Raw genomic sequence first — 17,330 nt, 5'->3', positions numbered from 1 at the left:
CGGCGAAGGGGAAGGTGGAGGTGCAGGCGCATGCGGACAACGTCGAGCTGACTGCGCAGAAGTCGCTGCTGCTGGCCTCGGTCACAGAGAAGATCCAGGCGGCCGCGCAACAGGAAATCCTGCTGACATCGGGAGGCGCGTACATCCGCATCAAGGACGGCAACATCGAGATCCATGCGCCGGGGAAGCTCGACTTCAAGGGCGCGGACCACGCGTTCAGCGGGCCGACGCGCATGGACGTCACGAACCCCGCGTTCAAGGACATGCCCACGAGGCGGCTGATGCTTAACACCATGGCTTCACCTTCTGCGACCAGCGTTGTTCCAGCGGGGATGCCGTACAAGCTGTATGCCGACGGTGCGCTGGTGAAGCAGGGCGTGTTCGACAAGACCGGCCAGTTGCCGATTGACCATCAGGTGACTACGCAGAAGTACACGCTGGAGATGGCCAACGGCGACAAACATGAGATTCCAGTGCCGGGCGAGTACCGGGACCCGGCCAACGGGGCGCTCGCGAACCAGGGGTTCCAGTTTCATGAGACCCTGCCCGATGGCGATACGCCTGCACCCGACCGCGCCGTGCATCGGCAGTACTACAGTGATCTTCTCAATCCTCCTTCGGACGCGTAAGTCATGGCCGCATCGAATATGACGTGTACCACACCGATCGCGCTGAACCAGACAAACACTGGCACGATCGCCATGAAGTGGTTTGTGGATAAAACCGAATATCGCCCCACCTGGGGAACATACAAGTATCTTGTGAATGGCGAGGACGCATTCGGTGCCGTCTACGATGCGATCTCCAAGGCGACGAAGACCGTCGACATTATCTGCTGGGGCTTCCAGCCATCGATGTATTTCAAGCGTGGCAAAGCCCGGGCCAAGCGGATCGGAGAATTGCTCAGCGATCTGGATAATGGCGGCAAGGTCAAGGTGCGGTTGTTGTGCTGGCATGATGACGTTTACGTGGCTGCGTTGAGCGAAAACAACATGCCGGGCTACGACGGCACGACAGATGCCAAAGGGCTTGTTCCCGACCGGGTAGGCAAATGGGTGTCCGATCGCACAACGCTGTTTTCGCCGGACTACCAGACGAACGCGGAGCTGGCCTACGATGCCAAGTGGTATCACCGGGCGAATCTGAACAATGCCACGAAGGTCAACTGGGGTACGGGGAACCCGGTGGCCGCGGTGATGCATGTAAGGACTGCAGCGAGTAATGCGATTGACCGGCTTATCGAATCCCCCTTCAAGAACCTTGAACTCGCTACTCGAGGTTTTAGCGTCGATGAACGCGCTGAAATCTATGGCCGATTAGGGAGCTATGAAAAAGCGCAGGGGTACGATCCCCGTTTGATAGCGGGGACCACGCAAGGGATGACGGCCGAGCCTACGCACCATCAGAAGATGGTGCTGATTGATTACGAAGACCCGGATCTGGCCACTGGCTTTGTGATGGGTCACAACATGCTCGACCAGTACTGGGACACGAAAGATCACAGCTACAAGGTCAACAAGCCCGAAGATGGACGCAGTGGTCCGTCGCCGTGGCAGGACATCTCCGGTCGCGTCACCGGCCCCATCCTGCAGTATCTGAACGCAAACTTTTGTGAGGCATGGGATGATGCGACCGGCCAGAGTCTGACCAAATCCAGGGCGCATGTCGATCCGTGTAATCTGAAACTGCGTGATGACACGGACAACATAAAGGTCATGGCGCAGGTGCTGCGCACGCAGTCGCCGAAAGGCAAGGAAGACATCGGAAAGATGTATCTGCAGGCCGTGAACAATGCGACGCAATACATCTTTTTCCAGAACCAGTATTTCCGCTGGCAGGAACTCGGGGACAAGATCAAGGAGGTTGCGAAGAAGCAGGTTGGAGGTGGGCGCGATGCAGGCAAACACGGCCCGATCTATCTGTTCGTCATCACGAACTCAAGTACTGCGGCAGTCGGGAACGGCACGGTCAGCACATACCAGATGCTTGACTCGCTGGGCTACGGGAATTCGATGCCTGGGGTGGCCAAGCTGGAACGGGCAGACGATCTGGATGCGCAGCAAAGGACGCTGGAAACCCAGCTTGCACAGCAGCAGGCGACCGGGCAGAAATTGCAGTCTATGCCTGCGAGTCCTTTTGATGGTTCTGCCGCGAGTCTCGCGTCAGCGTACCAGCAGAACCAGATGGACCAGTTGGACACTCAACAAAAGATCGACGATGTAAAGAAACAGAAACGGCTCAATGAGCAGGTCAATCCGGACACCCCTCCGACCGAGATACCGGGCCTGAAAATTCAGATCTGCACGCTGGTGGCGCCAGATTCGCCGGCGGGTCGTGCCTGGACGGATGTGTACGTGCACGCGAAGGTAATGACCATCGACGACGCTTTCGTGACGCAGGGCTCTGCAAACATCAACACCCGGAGTATGAAGGTGGACAGTGAACTAAACTTCTGCAGTGACAATGGCGATGTCGCAAAAGGATTGCGGCTCAATTTGTTCGGGCTGCATACCATTGACGCAAATAAAAATGCGCTCGGTCTGGTAGATACGCCGAAGAATGCGTTCATGACTTGGGCCAATATTACCGACCGGAACAAGACTAGCAAGCGCAACGGGGGCGCACCTGTCGCTTCGCTGATCGCTTTTCTGCGAGTCGAGAATGATCGCTCTTTCAAAGATTGACCGATGAACAGACATTTCCTGATCATTTCGCTCGCTCTTCTTGTCTGCGCTTGCACGAAAAAGGAAACCCCAGTGGCCCAGTTACCTGACATGAGCGCCGTGCGCGCCAACCTCGCGTTCACCTGCGCGCATGAGTCCGATCACCTGCCGCCGCTCGACCCGAAGGCAGACAGCCTTTTCCAGTACGCCCGGTATCTGCAGAAAAAGGACGGGCCTAAGGACTTTGACGATATCCTGCGCTACTACCGGATCGCAGCGGCATATGGTCATTACAAGGCTAATGAGAATGCCCAACTGCTGATCTCGCAGGGGCTTGCGCTTTCTCCTGAGGGGGCGAAAGAAGCGGTAGACCTTGCCTCGCAACTGGTTAAGCAGGGTGTGCCAGGCGGCTACTACGACATTGGTTACTATCTCGAAACAGGTTACGGCCTGAAGCAGGATGCAGAAATGTCGCTGCGTTACTTCCGCAAGGCGGCTGATCTGGGGAACCCCGATGCGCAGTATCGCATCGGTGAATTGCTTGCGCCGATGGATAAGGCACCGGCGATCGCGAAACAGATGCGCGAATGCGCGACAGACCAGGGTTATGGCAAAGCGGCAAAGATGCTGGGCCTCGACCTACAGGACAACGGACTTTTTCCGGACGCAATCAAGGCTTTTCAGAAGGGGGTCGAAGCAGGTGATTTGCAATCGGCCTCTTTCCTTGAAAACGGTTTTAAGGGTCCTCCAGAGACCAATCGATTGTATTACCTCGCACTGTCCAATGACCCTGAGCGCGCGCGGCGTTATAGCCTGATCGGTGATTTCATAGACAGCAACGACGGCCGCAATCCCAAGGTTCCCGACATCGACAAGATCGTCCCGTTGCCGCCTGCAAAACTGCCGCCTTGGGACGGCACCTTCCAGTGGCAGAAGGAACAGGACGCAGCGGTGCCGCCGCAGAAACCCTCTGACGAACTCATCGACCAGCTTGCGAAGGCGAAGAACCTTGACCCGGCGACCGGCCTGCCGCTGGCTGGGACGTCCAGCAAAACATCGACAGCGGATCAACCCGCAACCGTTGCCACGCGCCTGCCGATCGGGACGATTGCCACCACAGGCGACCCCTGTCCTGAAGACGGCGTCTGGTGCGCAAGGCTCAGCAAAGGCCAGATGGGAGACGCGCAGCGGCGCTTCCTGAAGGGCGACGTGTTGCCGTCGCTCGTCGTGCATGAGCCGCGCAAAGTGGCTTTGCTGGACCAGGTAATGGGGCTGCGCCAGCAGATGGCGAAGGTGGAATGGGAACTGGTCGGATACATCGGCCAGGCCTGATCTGCCGGACGGAACGGAGCCGCAGCCATGAAACGCTACATGATCCTCACTGGCGACAAGACCACGGCCAACGGTACGGTGCTCGCCCGCTCGACCACACTTGGACTGAATGACCGGAACATCGCACATGAAGACGATGACGTGTCGTGTCCCGCCTGCCACTCGACCGGCAAGATCCAGTGTGATGGGCCCCGCGTGTCGATGAAGGGGCCGGACGGGCGACGCGTGGCGCTGAGCGACGACCTTTGCATCTGCAAATGCGATCCACCGCCGAAACTTGTCGCCTCGCAGCAGACAATGTCGGTCGACGCGTGACGTTCCATTCTCGACGCAATTGACGACGACTCACAGTCTGTATGAGAACCGGTAATGAGCGTATCGCAATGATTCGCGACTACCTTGCCGGCGCGGGGTTCGCACTGCTGGACCGCGAGTGGTGTGGTGTACGTGATCAGTGCCGGTTTCGCTGCGGAAACAAACACGTTTCTTCTCAGACCGGGGCGAGTCTGATGCGGCTGGTGCGTGGAGAGCGCGGTCCGTTGGTATGCCGTCGATGCTGGATCGATCACACCTTGGTTCGCCTACACGACATCGCTCGCCAGGTGGGCGCCCAGTGTTTGAGCAAGCGATATCGCGTTAGGACAGCGCCTTATCGTTTCGTCTGCGCAGTGGGGCACAAGTTCGCGACAACGGGCGCTTTCGTACTGGAAGGACAAAGCAACTTTGAGTGTCCCAATTCGACCCTTCTCGTTCGACCCTTCTCGGCCGCCCGGTGGGGCCAACCCAAACGACGGTTTTCGACCGAGAACCGGCCGTTGAACGGGCAACCGGCGTCCCCCATGCCGCGCTGGCGCCCAAGATGTCTGAATTGGCTAGGCGCGTCGTTCAGATTGTGGGCGTCTGTCAGAGTACGACGCGAACTGCTCGCCGTTAGTCGGCTCGTCGACGATACCGACGCAGAGGTGGCCGCCGGCGCGCCCCTGTGTCTTTTATCTAAAAAGAAAAACTACGCCCAGACCACTCGCGGCCCGCTTCTCAGGTGAGTTTTCGCGAACGGAGCGATCTGAATATGTCACTTGTCGACCCCTTTGTGGCTACTTACGATCAATTCGACTAGTCGCGGTGGGACTGCTCGGCAGAGCCGACGCGGACCCGGTCTTCTCTCTATCGGCAGATGCTCAGTATGATCGACCCCAATAAAAGCAGGCGTGCCAGCCTCGCGATATTCGCGCTGCTCTACCTCGGCTATTGCATCTCGTACATCGATCGCTCGGCGATCGCGCTGTCGCTCGTCGCTATCGGGAAGGAGTTCCACGTCGGCTCGGCCGTGCTAGGCGTCGTCATGAGCACGTTCTATATCAGCTACGCGGCCATGCAGATTCCCGGCGGATGGATCGCGGATCGCTGGGGCAGCAAAAAGGTCATCGTCGTGTCGGTCGCGTTCTGGTCCGTGTTCACGTTGATGACCGGCGTCGCGTGGTCGCTTGCTTCGCTGATCGCGATCCGCTTCATCTTCGGTCTCGGCGAAGGCGGTTATCCCGGCGCCGCAGTGAAGGGCGTGACCGAATCGTGTGCGCGGGCGGATCGCCCGAAGATGTCGGCGCTCCTGATGTCGTCGAACTATGTCGGCAGCTTCATCGCACCTCTGGCCATCGCGCCGCTCATCCTCTATCTCGGCTGGCGTCATGCGTTCGTCGTCGCAGGCGGCGCGGGTCTCATGTTCGCGCTCTTCTATCTGTTCGCGGTAAAGGACACGCATCAGAAACGCGATTCGGCTGGCCGTTCCGCACGCATCGACGGCGCGGCAACGCGCGCGCTCCTCAAGATGCCGCTCATGTGGAAGATTCTGCTCACATGGTTCGGCATGGGCATCGTCAACAAGGGACTCGATGCGTGGATGCCCGCGTATCTCCTGACCGAGCGTCATCTCGACCTCAAGGCAGTCGGCATGCTCACGCCGCTGCCGTTCGTAGCGGCGAGCATATCGACGGCGCTGGGCGGCTGGATTCTCACGCGCTGGTTCGATGGCCGCGAGAAGTGGCTGATGGCCGTTTGCTGCGCGATCTCCGGCTTCTTTCTCTACGAGATGTACACGGCGGAAACGGTGACGGGCGTGATCGCGTATCAGTCGATTGTCTACTTCTTCAAGTCGTTCGTGTTCGCAGGTGTCTTCGCGCTGCCGGCCAAATTTCTGCCGCAAAAGCTCATTGGCACGGGTGCGGGCATGGTCAATTTCGGCGGACAGGTCGCGGGATTCGTCGCGCCAGCAGTCATTGGCCTGCTGGTCTCGATCACGGGCAACTACAACGCGGTATTCGGCTTCCTGATCGTGGCGACGGCGTTCGCGTTCATCACCAGTCTGACGATCCGACTGTCCCCCGAGGCCGATGCACGCCTTGGCGCCGCCGAGGAGGCCTGATCGCTTTGCCGGCCAAACAGGCGCTATGATGGGAGGGTTCGCGTCCTCCCGTCGATCCATCATGAGCGCCCGCATTCTTCAGGAAGCCGCCGTCCGTTACTTCCTCGAAGTCGTCAACACCGGTTCCATCGCCGATGCCGCCAACCGGCTAAACGTCGTGCCATCCGCCGTGAGCCGCCAGATCGCGCGGCTAGAAGGCGAACTCGGCGCGCCGCTTTTTGTGCGGCAATCGCGCGGCATGGTGCCAAGTAAAGCAGGTGAAATGCTCGCCGCCTATGCGCGTCGCTCGCAGCTCGACGCCGAACAGATTTCGCTGGAAATCGACGCGCTTCGCGGCGAATCCGAACGCACGATCCGCATCGCCTGCACGGAAGGATTCGCGGCCACCTTCCTGCCGCGCGCGATGGCGGACTTCCGCCGCACGGTCGCGCCCGCATCGTTCGGAGTCGTCGTCGATACGGCTGCCGGCGTCACGCAGCGCGTGCGCGAAGCCGAATGCGATATCGGCCTCACGTTCAGCTTCGGACCGGCGAAGGACATTCAGGTCGCGTTTTCCGCGCCTTCGCCCGTGTTCGCGATCGTCGCGTCGTCTCATCCGCTCGCGCAGTCTGCGCAGGTCTCGTTTCGTGAGTTGCTGGCGTATCCGCTCGCATTGCCGGGTGTTCATTCGACACTGCATAAGCTGATCGATATCTATTGCAGCCGTGAAGGCGTCGCGTGCAAGAGCGTGCTCAGCAGCGCGACGCTCGAAACGCTCCTCGGTTTCACACTCGCAAGCGACGCCGTTACGTTCAGCGGCGAACTTTTCGTGCGCCCGCGTCTGGCGTCCGGAGAACTCGTCGCATTGCCCGTGCCGGAACTCACCACAAGCGAGCGCGCCATCGAAATTCATACCCTCGCGCGGCGCGCCTTGCCGCTGCTGCAGCAGTCGTTTATAGAGCGTCTGAGCGACGAACTTTCGCCGCCTACGCGCGTTGATCAAAAGTGAACTGACCGTTCGATAATCATCACTGGCGGTCGTTTTTCTCGTCGTCTACATTGAGCGGACTCTTGCGTTGCCGCTTAAGGAACCTCCGATGAACGACCGTCACGAACTCACACGTCATAGTGCCGTCGCGCTGCGCGGGCTATTGCAGGCGCGCGAAATCTCCGCCGTCGAATTGCTCGAAGCCTGTATCGCGCGAATCGAAACGCTCAATCCGTATGTCAACGCCATCACGGCGACGAGCTTCGAACGCGCGCGCATCGAAGCCCGCGCTGCCGATGCCGCGCTCGCACGTGGCGAGGCCGCAGGTTCCTTGCACGGCTTGCCCATCGGCATCAAGGATCTCGAAGAGACCGAGGGCCTTCTGACCACGTATGGTTCGCCGCTCTATCGCGCGAACGTGCCCACCCTGGACAACACGCTGGTACGTCGGCTGCGCGCAGCGGGCGCGATCGTCGTCGGCAAGACCAACGTGCCTGAAATGGGCGCGGGTGCGAACAGCTTCAATCCCGTGTGGGGCGCGACGGGCAATCCGTTCGATCCGCGCCTGAACGCAGGCGGTTCGTCGGGTGGCTCGGCGGCCGCGCTCGCGCTCGACATGGTGCCGCTTGCCAGCGGTTCGGACACCGGCGGCTCGCTGCGCATTCCCGCAGCGAAGTGCGGCGTGGTCGGATTGCGCACCTCGCCGGGACTCGTGCCGAGCGATCGAAAGCCGCTCGGCTGGACGCCGATTGCGGTGGTTGGGCCGATGGGGCGCACCGTCGAAGACACGTGGCTGCAACTCGCGGCGACGGTCGGCCAGTCGGGCAGCGATCCGCTCGGCTATCCGTTCGCGATGAATCCGACGATGGACGGCCGCACGCCCACGGACATATCGAAACTGCGCATCGGTTACACGGAGGATTTCGGCGTGTGCGAAGTGGACGACGACATCCGCGCCGTGTTCCGCCGCAAGATCGACTTTCTGTGTCGCGAGGTGGCCGTATGCGAGCCGATCGAATTGGACTTCCAGGGCGCGCATCGCTGCTTCGATGTACTGCGCGCGGAGGCCTTCGTCGCGGGCCTGCAAAAGGCGTACGAGACCAACCCCGATTCACTCGGCCCGAATCCACGCGCGAACTATGAAATGGGTATCGGCCTCGGTCTCGCGGATTGCGTGCGTGCCCACGGCGACCAGACGCGTTTGTTCCGCCGCTTCCAGACGCTTTTCGACCGTTATGACGTGATTCTTTCGCCGACGACGCCCGTCTCGCCGTTCCCGTGGACGCAGCCGTATCTGAAATCGGTGAATGGCGTCGAACTGGAGAACTACTATCGCTGGCTGTCGCTAACGTACGTCGTGACGCTCGCGACGAATCCGGCGTTGTCGCTGCCGTGCGGTGTCGATCATCGCGGCATGCCGTTCGGGCTGCAGATGATCGGCGCGTTCCGTGGCGATCTCCCGCTGCTCGATGCGGCGCTCGCGTTCGAAACGCTCTTCGCGTCGTCCGACGAAACGCGCCGCCCGATTCCCGATGCCGCAAAGCTGCGCGCATCGGACGTAGACCTGAAGTCCATCGTCACGCATCCGCCGGTGCTCGATGCCGTGTCGTTCCCCAATGCGTCCGCTTCCGCAGTCTGACCCGAACATGATCAATTCCATTTACGGCAAGCCGCTCGACACGTGGCTTCACGACTTCCCACTCCTGCGTGAGCTCATGGCGCTTCAACCCGTCGAGTGGTTCAATCCGTCGGTCGCGCCGCTGGCCGACGCCATCAACGATATTCCACTCGATGCGCCGCATATCGCCGATGCGAGTGCGCGTCTGCAACGATTCGCGCCGCTGCTCGCACAAGCTTTTTCCGATGTGCGCGAGGCGGACGGCATCATCGAGTCGCCGTTGACTGAAGTGCCCGCGTTCGCGCAGGCGTTGAGCCAGCGCTACGACGTCGAATCACCCCGGCGTTTGCTGCTGAAACAGGACAGCCATCTGCCGATATCCGGTTCGATCAAGGCGCGCGGCGGTATCTATGAAGTGCTGTTTCATGCAGAGCAACTCGCGATGCGTCACGGCCTGCTCAAGGAAGACGACGATTATCGTGTGCTCGCCAGCGGCGCATGCCGCGCGCTCTTTCGCGAGCACAGCATCGCAGTGGGATCGACGGGCAATCTCGGCATGTCGATCGGCATCGTGAGTGCGACGCTCGGCTTCTCGACGACCGTGCATATGTCCGCCGATGCGCGCGAATGGAAGAAGGACCGCTTGCGCGCGCATGGCGTGACGGTCGTGGAGTACGCGGGCGATTATGGCGAAGCGATCGAAAGCGGGCGGGGTCTCGCCTCGAACGATCCGATGTGCCACTTCGTCGACGATGAAAACTCGACGACGCTCTTCCTCGGCTATGCCGTCGCGGGCGAGCGCCTGAAGCAACAGCTCGATGCGGCGAACGTGCGTGTGGATGCAGCGCATCCGCTCTTCGTGTATCTGCCGTGCGGCGTCGGCGGCGGCCCTGGTGGCGTCGCGTTCGGGTTGAAGCTCGCGTTCGGCGATGCGGTGCATTGTGTGTTTGCGGAACCGACCCATTCGCCCTGCATGTTGATGGGCGTGCTGACCGGGCTGCACGAACAGCTTGCGGTCCAGGACTTCGGCATCGACAACGTGACGGCGGCCGATGGCCTCGCGGTCGGGCGTCCGTCCGGTTTTGTGGGCCGCGCGATGCAGCGGATGATCGACGGCTATTACACCGTCGATGACGGAGAACTGTACGCGCTGCTCGCGCTGATGGCCGAGACGCAGGACATCCGGCTGGAGCCGTCCGCTCTCGCGGGCGCGCCAGGCTTCGCGCGCGTGTCGAACGAGCAACAAGGTTATCGCGCCCGTCTGAACCTCGACGAAGCGACCATGCGCAATGCGACGCACATCATCTGGGCAACGGGCGGCGGCATGGTGCCGGAAGCGGAGATGAGCGCATATCTCGAGACGGGGCGGCGGGCACTGGTTGCAGCCTGATAGCCGCGTCAAGGTCCTAAGCTGACAATTGTCTGACCCAATCCCATGTTCGGAATGGCAATAAAGCTGGTTTTCGATTGAATGGAATTTTCTTTGGCCCTATTGGATTAGGAGGCTGATGTCTGATCCGAAGCAGTCGTTCGTCCGAGTTCAACGGAGGGCTGCTTGTGGCCGACTGCTGGCGAACGCACGTGACCAGCTAGCTAGGAATTGCTGATTGTGTACTGGTGCTTTGGGAGTGTTTGGGGGCTACAGATTTGCTAAGGCAGCGGGCGGGTGTCCGGCTGACATGCCCGGCATTGGCGGAGGCCGATGCAGTTGACGTGTGGCGTTACGCCATTTTTACGCCAAATGCGCCGCTGAGGCTTTGTGGATAAGCCCTAGAGGCGATTTCTTGGTCCCCCGACAGAATTCACAGATCTATACACAACAAGGTTTTGATGGTTTCGCGTAGAAATTGTGCCCCCAACGATGCCCCTAAAAGACCTGCTTTGGGACGTCAGTGGGATTCTTCAAGTGCGGATATCTTGGCCAAGGTGCACGGCTTCCGCAAATTTTACGAAATGGCCTTTCCCATCTTTGCCCATTAGGGTAACTTTGTCGCAAAATTAATCAGACTACAACGACAACCGAGAGAGGGTCACAATGAACGCGAGAGATCAGAGTGCGACTGAGGCGCAACTGAAGAAGGAATTGATTCAGTATCTGGAGGCGCTGCGGTTGCGTCAAGAATGTTATTCCTTTCGAATCGTAAATTCTAGGCTCAGAGCGATGAAGATGCCGACTGCTCAGGGTTGGCAGCCGTTGTTCGAGAAATTCTCCGAAATGGCTGTGTCCCGCGAACGGCTTATCGAATGCCGCGACGAGGTCAAAGCAATTTATCTGGACTCACTTTTAGTAGGGACTCGAGCCGTCTCTGTATTCGACGTCTCTCCTGAGGAAGCTGCGCACGCCGCAGCCGGCATCGGTGCGTTGGTTGAGCCGCAGTCGGAATTCGCTGAGCGATTCCCTCTTCCGTTGTCCGAATCAAAGATTCGACGTGCTTCGTTTAATGGCGTTTTTTGCAATGTTCTCGAGCATGAGGACGGCTCCGTAAGAGTCTTTGTTTGTAGCAAGCGCGCGTTCCGCACACGAGAAGCCATCGACTTGAACGAACTTGACGGACATGCTCGCTCGGCGCTGGAGGGCTATGACGAGGTGATCGGGGTTCGCAACGGATTTGTACAGGCGTTCGATTCGATAGTGTTCCGTCCAGCAATTGGCGTAGTCGAGATTCACATTGACATTTCATGTCGCTTGACAAGGGATGATTTCGCGAAGGCGCGGAACTTCTACACGAACCGGCTGAATGGCCTGTTCGGTGAGAAGTTTGGAAACGACAAATGGTTGCTGCTGCCGCGAAATTTCTTCCCGCTTATAGCGAAGCTCTATGCTCGCCAGGATGGCTTTGTGAATAGCCTCGGGCATGCGACGACTACCAACTCCATCAAAGAGGAGCGTATGCGCGGCCGAGCGTCTGACTTGCGCCGCGAACAATTCCATGAGAAGGGCATGCAGGCCATCAAGGGCGATACCGACGAATATTCAATCCGCAAGGGCTGGCGGTCCGCAGACGAAGGCCGGATTCCAACCGTGCTAATTTCGGGCCACTTCGCCGTTGCCGGAGGACCGGAGTCGCGCGTAAGCTACGCTATTATTGACGGCTGCTCGGATGAGGCAGACTTCGACATGGTCATGGGCAAACTCGTGTGAATCTTCAGGTGGAAAAGGCGACAGCTATCGCGCGGATTCAAGAGGACCTCGGTCGTTCACCCGAGGTGAGGGGGGCTTGCGTCGCGATCGTCGACTTTCTATCGAGCGGCGAACATGGGCATATTGAGCGCGTGACGTTCGGCCAGCTCAGTCGCATCGCTGGTCTTGCCGATGTAGCTGACGTCTTGCCGGCCGTCGAATATCTTTCCGGCGGTCGTCTGCACTTATTTGAGCCGCGATTTGAGTTCATCGACACGGAGAGTGATCTCATTGAGGAGGTTTCCCGGGATGAGGTCGCCCGAGCTCGCCAAGATGCCGTGTTTTATCATCCTCACACCGGGGAGCCCGTAGCAAATTTTGAGAAATCCCTGTTCATGTTCTTTGTCCTCAGCGAGGACGCACTGTCATTGGGACATAGAGCGTGAATTTAGGGGCTATGTCGTTGGAACAGCTTCAGCGCTTCGGACAAGCGAAGCCCGAATGGGCGCTTTTTGCCGATCGACTTCTGGTTGGGTCTTACGAGGACTTTGTTCGGATTTTGTATATAGATATCGATCAATGTCTTGCGAAAATCGAAGAAGACCCTGACGTGCGAAGCACGGACGGCGAGGACCGACTCACCGCTGAACTGATTGGGATGCTTTGTTCTCGAACGTATGACGCTTCGCATGATGAGAAGATCGGTGGCCACTCTGATATTGTCGTCCGGCATGCCGCTGGGTATCTATGGGTAGGAGAAGCGAAAATCCATAGCGACTATGCCTATCTAGAGAAAGGCTTCAATCAACTCACCACTCGATACAGCCCCGGCACTCCGAACGCCGATCAGGGAGCGCTCATTGCATATGTGCGCGTAGCGGACTGTGCAGGTGTCCTTTCGACATGGCGGGAAAGGCTCCAAAAACTGGGGCTGCCGGAATACTCCGAAGCGGAATGTCCTGCTCGTGACAACTTGGCGTTCTTCTCAACGCACAAACACGAAGGCTCTGGACGTCCAATGCGTGTTCGACACATTGCCGTTAAGCAGCACTTCAACCCAAAGGACAGGAAGGTTGTCGAGACGACTCCAGAACATCCTGCAGTCCAGGCGGACGGACTGGCGGACGCGGTCGCCAACGCGGGCAAGCGTCGAGCGAGAAAGACCTCGGATTAACCAACTGATCATTCCTGCGTGCTCCTTGGGCGGACTACTCCAGCCGACGAAGCAAGTGCTCCGCGCATACGTCCAGCATGCCTCGCAGAATTGGCGACCGGTAATCGAGCTGCCAGCCGTTGACGAACAGCTTGACCATCGCGGTCGGGTCCATGAACCACGGAAATATCAGGAACTGGGGCGCAAGATCGACCGACATCTTCGCCAGTTTTACTCGCTCGAGCCAGTCGCATTGAGCGCTGTTCGAAGCTAGCCACATCCGTGTTGCCTCGACGACGTGAGCGGTCCGTAGCCACTGGCCGGTGCTGGCGTGGCCGATGAGCTGTGACAGCACGAGGAAGCAGAGCAGATCGGCGCGTTCGGCGTCGTCGAGTTTGTTGTCTCCGGTCATTTCGATCTCGGTCGCATATCCCGATGTTGCAACTATAGCGGCTGCGGCTTACCGTTCGTCGGGGCGCACCTAGAAGTAGTACAGGTTGGATAGCAGGAACTGAAAAGCCATTCTCCATTCGTGTTTGAGAAGCCATTCCTTCCGTCGTCTTTCGACGCTTTCCATTCTTGCATGCGGGCCATCGCACAGGAAAAATACGCCTCTATACGATGGGGGCGGCGAATATTCAATGCCAGCGCCCATTCCCCAGCGGTAGCGCACGCCAAAATTCGGACAAGCGAAGAAAACCGGTACCGCGCCTCGAAAGTAGACAGTCTCGTCGGCGCAGGAGTGCACTTGAACGTCGTCAGCGACGGTTTGGCATTCGAGGGGTGTTTCAGTCGCTGAGATCGCCTCTGAGAAATACAGTAAGACGCAAAGAGTCCCGAGCCACAGTTGGATTTTCAGCCGTTTCATTGTTTGAGTTTTCGATCTCGGTCGATGGTTGCCTCGTGCGGCTATGATAATAGCGTCGGCTTACTGTTCGCCGACGCGCCCCATGACCAACTCACCACCTGATCGGACAAGCCATGGAAAAAGCGCTCACCCTGAAGGAAGCGGCCGCGCTGCTCGGTGTCAGCTATAGCACGGTCTACACGCACAAGGAGGACCTTGGTTTCTTTCAGATCGGCAACCAATGGCGAGTGTGGCCGGAGACATTGCGGCAGAATCTGGAGAAGCGCAGCGAGGAGAAAACCCCGAAGCCAGTTGCGGCGACGCCAGGACCGCAAGTCGGAGTGCCCGCTCGATCGCGTCAGCGTATGCCTCCTGCGAGGGCAGCAGAGCTGGCCGCCGTTGACCGAGAACTTGACGAACTGTTAGCACGTAAGCCTCCAAAACGGCGTTCCTGAGTCGAGGCGCATATGTCATTCGAGTTACTTTCAAATGCAGACCTTGAGGCCATCACCGGCATGAAGCGCTACTCGGCGCAAGCGGCCTGGTTCAAGGAGAACTTCCGTGTCGATCCGGTTCGCCGGCTCGACGGCTCGATCGTGCTCTCTAAAGCTACCTTTGAATTGATGATGGCCAGGCGGATGGGAGTTCCGCAAAGGCCCCTCGAAGATCTTCCAGAGGAGCGACCACTGCTCCGCTCACAATTGGCAAAACTCCGCCCGGTGTCCCCGGACAGGAAGCCGAAGAAAAGTTAAATTCCGTTTGACGAACTCACGTTGGATACCTAAACTTTAAACATCGCTGAGACAACAGCGATCAGGTTTGGCGACCTGTGAAACTCAAGGCGGATGACGACCGCCACCCGGCGGTATTTTTTCGTCTGTACACTACGCATGCGTCCATTCAACGGGCGGGCGATGGTGGGGATACCTTCGGGTATGCCGGGTGCCTTGAGTTCCGGTTCGCCAACCCTGTCATCTGCCCGCTCACCTCATTTGGCGATGGGAAAGCGGGTTCATCTCACTCAAGGATGGATCATGGACGGTATCCCCGCTCGTTCTGAGCAAAGCACACAATCACCCGTCAATCTGGCATCGCTTCCGCGCGACGAAGCGCTCGAGCGAGCTCGCGCCGCTGGCCGCGGAATTCTCGTCGACGACACAGCCGTTTCGGCAGTGTTCTTGTCCCTCTGGACCGACTGGATGAACGCGAACATACCGAAGGCATGCGGCCAGTCGGACGATGACTTCAGCGAGCTTGTGAACGCAGTGATGGAAGAGTTCGAGTTCGGCGTGAACGAGTTCATCAGGTCCGTGACTTTCAATCTAATACTGGAGCGTGTCGAGAGCCTTGTGGCGGACGATTCATCACGAGCGTGGAAGATTCACAATGTGCTCGCCTTTATGGTCCATGCGCTACCGGAGGACGCAGCCGATGCGCTACCCGTGCGCTGCACGTTGGTCGAGTTGTGCAAAGACATGGATAAGCTGGCTACCAGCCTGATGGATCTTGTGAGCGAGGCGCGCCGTGGATAAGCTGCCCGCGAACGTCGTCTTGCTAGATACGCGTCGCCGTGAACAGAAATCGCCGGCAACCCTGGCAAAGGCCGGCCGGGGCTTTCTCTTCGTGAATATTCTGGATGACGGAAAAGTCAACTACGATGTCAGTGATATGGCAACCGTAGATATGCCGGCGATGGTTATGGCATGCCTGATAATGTGCATGAAGTTTGTTATGCAGATCGACGAAGCGGGATCGCTTTAAGGAGAGAGCAATATGCAAGACGACAGATTTCGCGTTCGGGTTTATGTCAACGGGTCGACGCCTATGGTGATATCCGGCGGCAGGGATTCGTTCGGGATCTACCTGGAGACTCGGTAGGCGTCGGGCGACGGATACTATGCAATTCCGGCGAAGCGTATCGACGTCGACCCAAGTCGGCTCAATCCGCTGCCGGCCGGCTCGGATGCCGACTTCGAATTTATCGATCCACTGCCGTCTGAGGCATTTGAATGAAGCGTTTTCGAATTGCTGAATTGTTGTAACCTTAATAACCGCGCCTAGGTCGGCCAACCGAAAACAGGGTCCCCTTACCCTGCTGGCGCGGTTCCTAATAAGGGTGCGTGAGGGCGCATGAACAAGATCTCAAATCTCAGGGAGTGGCTTTCGCTCGATGAATCTGCGCGCTATCTCTCCGCTGCATTGGCAGAGGAAGTTTCCCGTAGAGACCTGCTGCAGTTGGGCGTTGAGGGACATCTCACACTGTCTGTCAATCTCAAGCGAAACGCTGAATGTCACCCGTGCAAGATCGTTCCTCTTGCCGAAGCGGAGACTGTGAAACTGCTGTCCGGTGAGCCTGTGCCAGTGGGCATGCGACTCGACAATGATCGGGTTATCGTATTTGATGACAGGGTGGTCACTATTTTCGGGGCGTGGGATATAGCCGAATTCGGTCCTGAGTACGTCAGGGTCTGGGACATCGACGAGCACCCGACGATCAGCTTTGGACACCTTGAAGGTGTGTTCGTGCAGTCGCTCGATGCGAGTGAAGTCTATCGATTGCTGACGCGCTTCGACTCCATTGAAATTCACGATCTTGATTCCAATAAAGTAGTGACAGCGAAAGAGTATCAACCGTATAACAATCCCAAAAACTATTTCCCAGCGGATGGCTTCCCCACAGATAGCGAGATTGTGGTGCGTCCACGTAACTTGATGGCGTTTCTGTCCGACGTACAAGCGCGTGGAGACGGTGGCCAAAAACCTGCGGGTGAGCAGGTCGGCGATGGCGAACGAGACAAACTCCTGAAGCAGATCGGCGCACTTTCACTGCTGCTGGCCGAGAAGGCAAATTCATACCGGCGCGGCGATAAGCCGAACGGGGACAAAATTGCAAAAGCAGTTCTGGAACTTGTCGAAAGCATCCCTGACTCCGACTCGAACGGCTTGGGAAATTCGAGCTTGCGAGAAAGTATCGCAAAAGGGATAAAGCTGCTGAAGCCTTGATGCTCAAGGACGTGTCTGCCACTGGCAACTAAATTTGCCATATGGCAAACATCTAGACCACTTCTCAATACTATCTAGCCATACACAACGTTTCCCAATTACGGAGAACAGTATGGCTAGCACCACAGCGGACGTCCACGTCCCGCAAACTCTTCCTCTCATCGGCCGTTCGCGCTGGGCCCAGCTCGAGCCCTTTCTGCCCGTCTG

17 protein-coding genes are annotated in these 17,330 nt (G+C 58.4%); 16 read left to right on the top strand and 1 reads right to left on the bottom strand.

All coding sequences use genetic code 11. From position 1 onward, the window contains the following. The 11 genes from BLQ92_RS26385 to BLQ92_RS26335 form a co-directional block, all read left to right on the top strand. The coding region (locus tag BLQ92_RS26385; protein ID WP_244896673.1) for a DUF2345 domain-containing protein at positions 1–629 on the top strand (629 nt) is incomplete at its 5' end. A 3-nt stretch (positions 630–632) separates the two neighbouring features. After that, positions 633–2,684 (top strand): phospholipase D-like domain-containing protein, encoded by a 2,052-nt coding sequence (locus BLQ92_RS26380; RefSeq protein WP_090688511.1) that lies wholly within the window; start codon positions 633–635, stop codon positions 2,682–2,684. Between the two features lie 3 nt (positions 2,685–2,687). Further along, positions 2,688–3,995, top strand: coding sequence for an SEL1-like repeat protein (locus BLQ92_RS26375; RefSeq protein WP_244896672.1), 1,308 nt, complete (start codon positions 2,688–2,690; stop codon positions 3,993–3,995). A gap of 27 nt (positions 3,996–4,022) precedes the next feature. Further along, positions 4,023–4,310: a PAAR domain-containing protein gene (locus tag BLQ92_RS26370; RefSeq protein ID WP_090688507.1), complete on the top strand. Its 288-nt coding sequence runs from the start codon at positions 4,023–4,025 to the stop codon at positions 4,308–4,310. 868 nt (positions 4,311–5,178) lie between these two features. Continuing rightward, a complete protein-coding gene (locus BLQ92_RS26365) occupies positions 5,179–6,414 on the top strand; it encodes an MFS transporter (protein ID WP_090688505.1) in 1,236 nt (411 codons plus the stop codon). Positions 6,415–6,475: 61 nt separating this feature from the next. Further along, positions 6,476–7,402, top strand: a complete 927-nt coding sequence (locus BLQ92_RS26360; protein WP_244106304.1) for a LysR family transcriptional regulator — start codon at positions 6,476–6,478, stop codon at positions 7,400–7,402. Positions 7,403–7,490: 88 nt separating this feature from the next. Beyond that, complete coding sequence (locus BLQ92_RS26355) at positions 7,491–9,020, top strand: amidase (protein ID WP_090688501.1); 1,530 nt, start codon at positions 7,491–7,493, stop codon at positions 9,018–9,020. A gap of 7 nt (positions 9,021–9,027) precedes the next feature. Then, positions 9,028–10,389: a D-serine ammonia-lyase gene (gene dsdA / locus BLQ92_RS26350; protein ID WP_090688497.1), complete on the top strand. Its 1,362-nt coding sequence runs from the start codon at positions 9,028–9,030 to the stop codon at positions 10,387–10,389. 645 nt (positions 10,390–11,034) lie between these two features. Then, positions 11,035–12,141, top strand: coding sequence for a hypothetical protein (locus BLQ92_RS26345; RefSeq protein ID WP_090688494.1), 1,107 nt, complete (start codon positions 11,035–11,037; stop codon positions 12,139–12,141). Further along, positions 12,138–12,566 (top strand): hypothetical protein, encoded by a 429-nt coding sequence (locus BLQ92_RS26340; protein WP_090688492.1) that lies wholly within the window; start codon positions 12,138–12,140, stop codon positions 12,564–12,566. Before BLQ92_RS26345 ends, BLQ92_RS26340 begins: the two co-directional genes overlap by 4 nt. A 17-nt stretch (positions 12,567–12,583) precedes the next feature. Continuing rightward, positions 12,584–13,294, top strand: coding sequence for a hypothetical protein (locus BLQ92_RS26335; protein WP_143016670.1), 711 nt, complete (start codon positions 12,584–12,586; stop codon positions 13,292–13,294). Between the two features lie 34 nt (positions 13,295–13,328). Here BLQ92_RS26335 and BLQ92_RS26330 read toward each other — a convergent pair whose 3' ends face one another. Beyond that, positions 13,329–13,685 (bottom strand): hypothetical protein, encoded by a 357-nt coding sequence (locus BLQ92_RS26330; RefSeq protein WP_090688486.1) that lies wholly within the window; start codon positions 13,683–13,685, stop codon positions 13,329–13,331. A gap of 569 nt (positions 13,686–14,254) precedes the next feature. On the opposite strand from BLQ92_RS26330, the gene BLQ92_RS26320 reads away from it, so the two are divergent. From BLQ92_RS26320 to BLQ92_RS26300, 5 genes are all read left to right on the top strand, one after another. Continuing rightward, positions 14,255–14,575, top strand: a complete 321-nt coding sequence (locus BLQ92_RS26320; protein WP_090688481.1) for a helix-turn-helix domain-containing protein — start codon at positions 14,255–14,257, stop codon at positions 14,573–14,575. A gap of 12 nt (positions 14,576–14,587) precedes the next feature. Beyond that, the gene (locus BLQ92_RS26315) at positions 14,588–14,872 is read left to right on the top strand and encodes a DUF4224 domain-containing protein (protein ID WP_090688478.1); all 285 of its coding nucleotides are present in this window, start codon (positions 14,588–14,590) and stop codon (positions 14,870–14,872) included. A 282-nt stretch (positions 14,873–15,154) separates the two neighbouring features. Then, positions 15,155–15,652, top strand: a complete 498-nt coding sequence (locus tag BLQ92_RS26310) for a hypothetical protein (protein ID WP_090688475.1) — start codon at positions 15,155–15,157, stop codon at positions 15,650–15,652. Beyond that, positions 15,645–15,881 (top strand): hypothetical protein, encoded by a 237-nt coding sequence (locus tag BLQ92_RS26305; protein ID WP_090688472.1) that lies wholly within the window; start codon positions 15,645–15,647, stop codon positions 15,879–15,881. Before BLQ92_RS26310 ends, BLQ92_RS26305 begins: the two co-directional genes overlap by 8 nt. A 369-nt stretch (positions 15,882–16,250) precedes the next feature. Then, positions 16,251–17,123 carry a hypothetical protein gene (locus BLQ92_RS26300; protein WP_090688469.1) on the top strand — a complete coding sequence of 291 codons (873 nt, stop codon included), beginning with the start codon at positions 16,251–16,253 and terminating at the stop codon, positions 17,121–17,123. Positions 17,124–17,330: the final 207 nt, after the last annotated feature.

Source organism: Paraburkholderia phenazinium, assembly GCF_900100735.1.
GTDB classification, from domain to species: domain Bacteria; phylum Pseudomonadota; class Gammaproteobacteria; order Burkholderiales; family Burkholderiaceae; genus Paraburkholderia; species Paraburkholderia phenazinia.
Note: the sequence above shows the minus strand (reverse complement) of the source record. Positions and strands in the feature narration are given on the sequence as shown.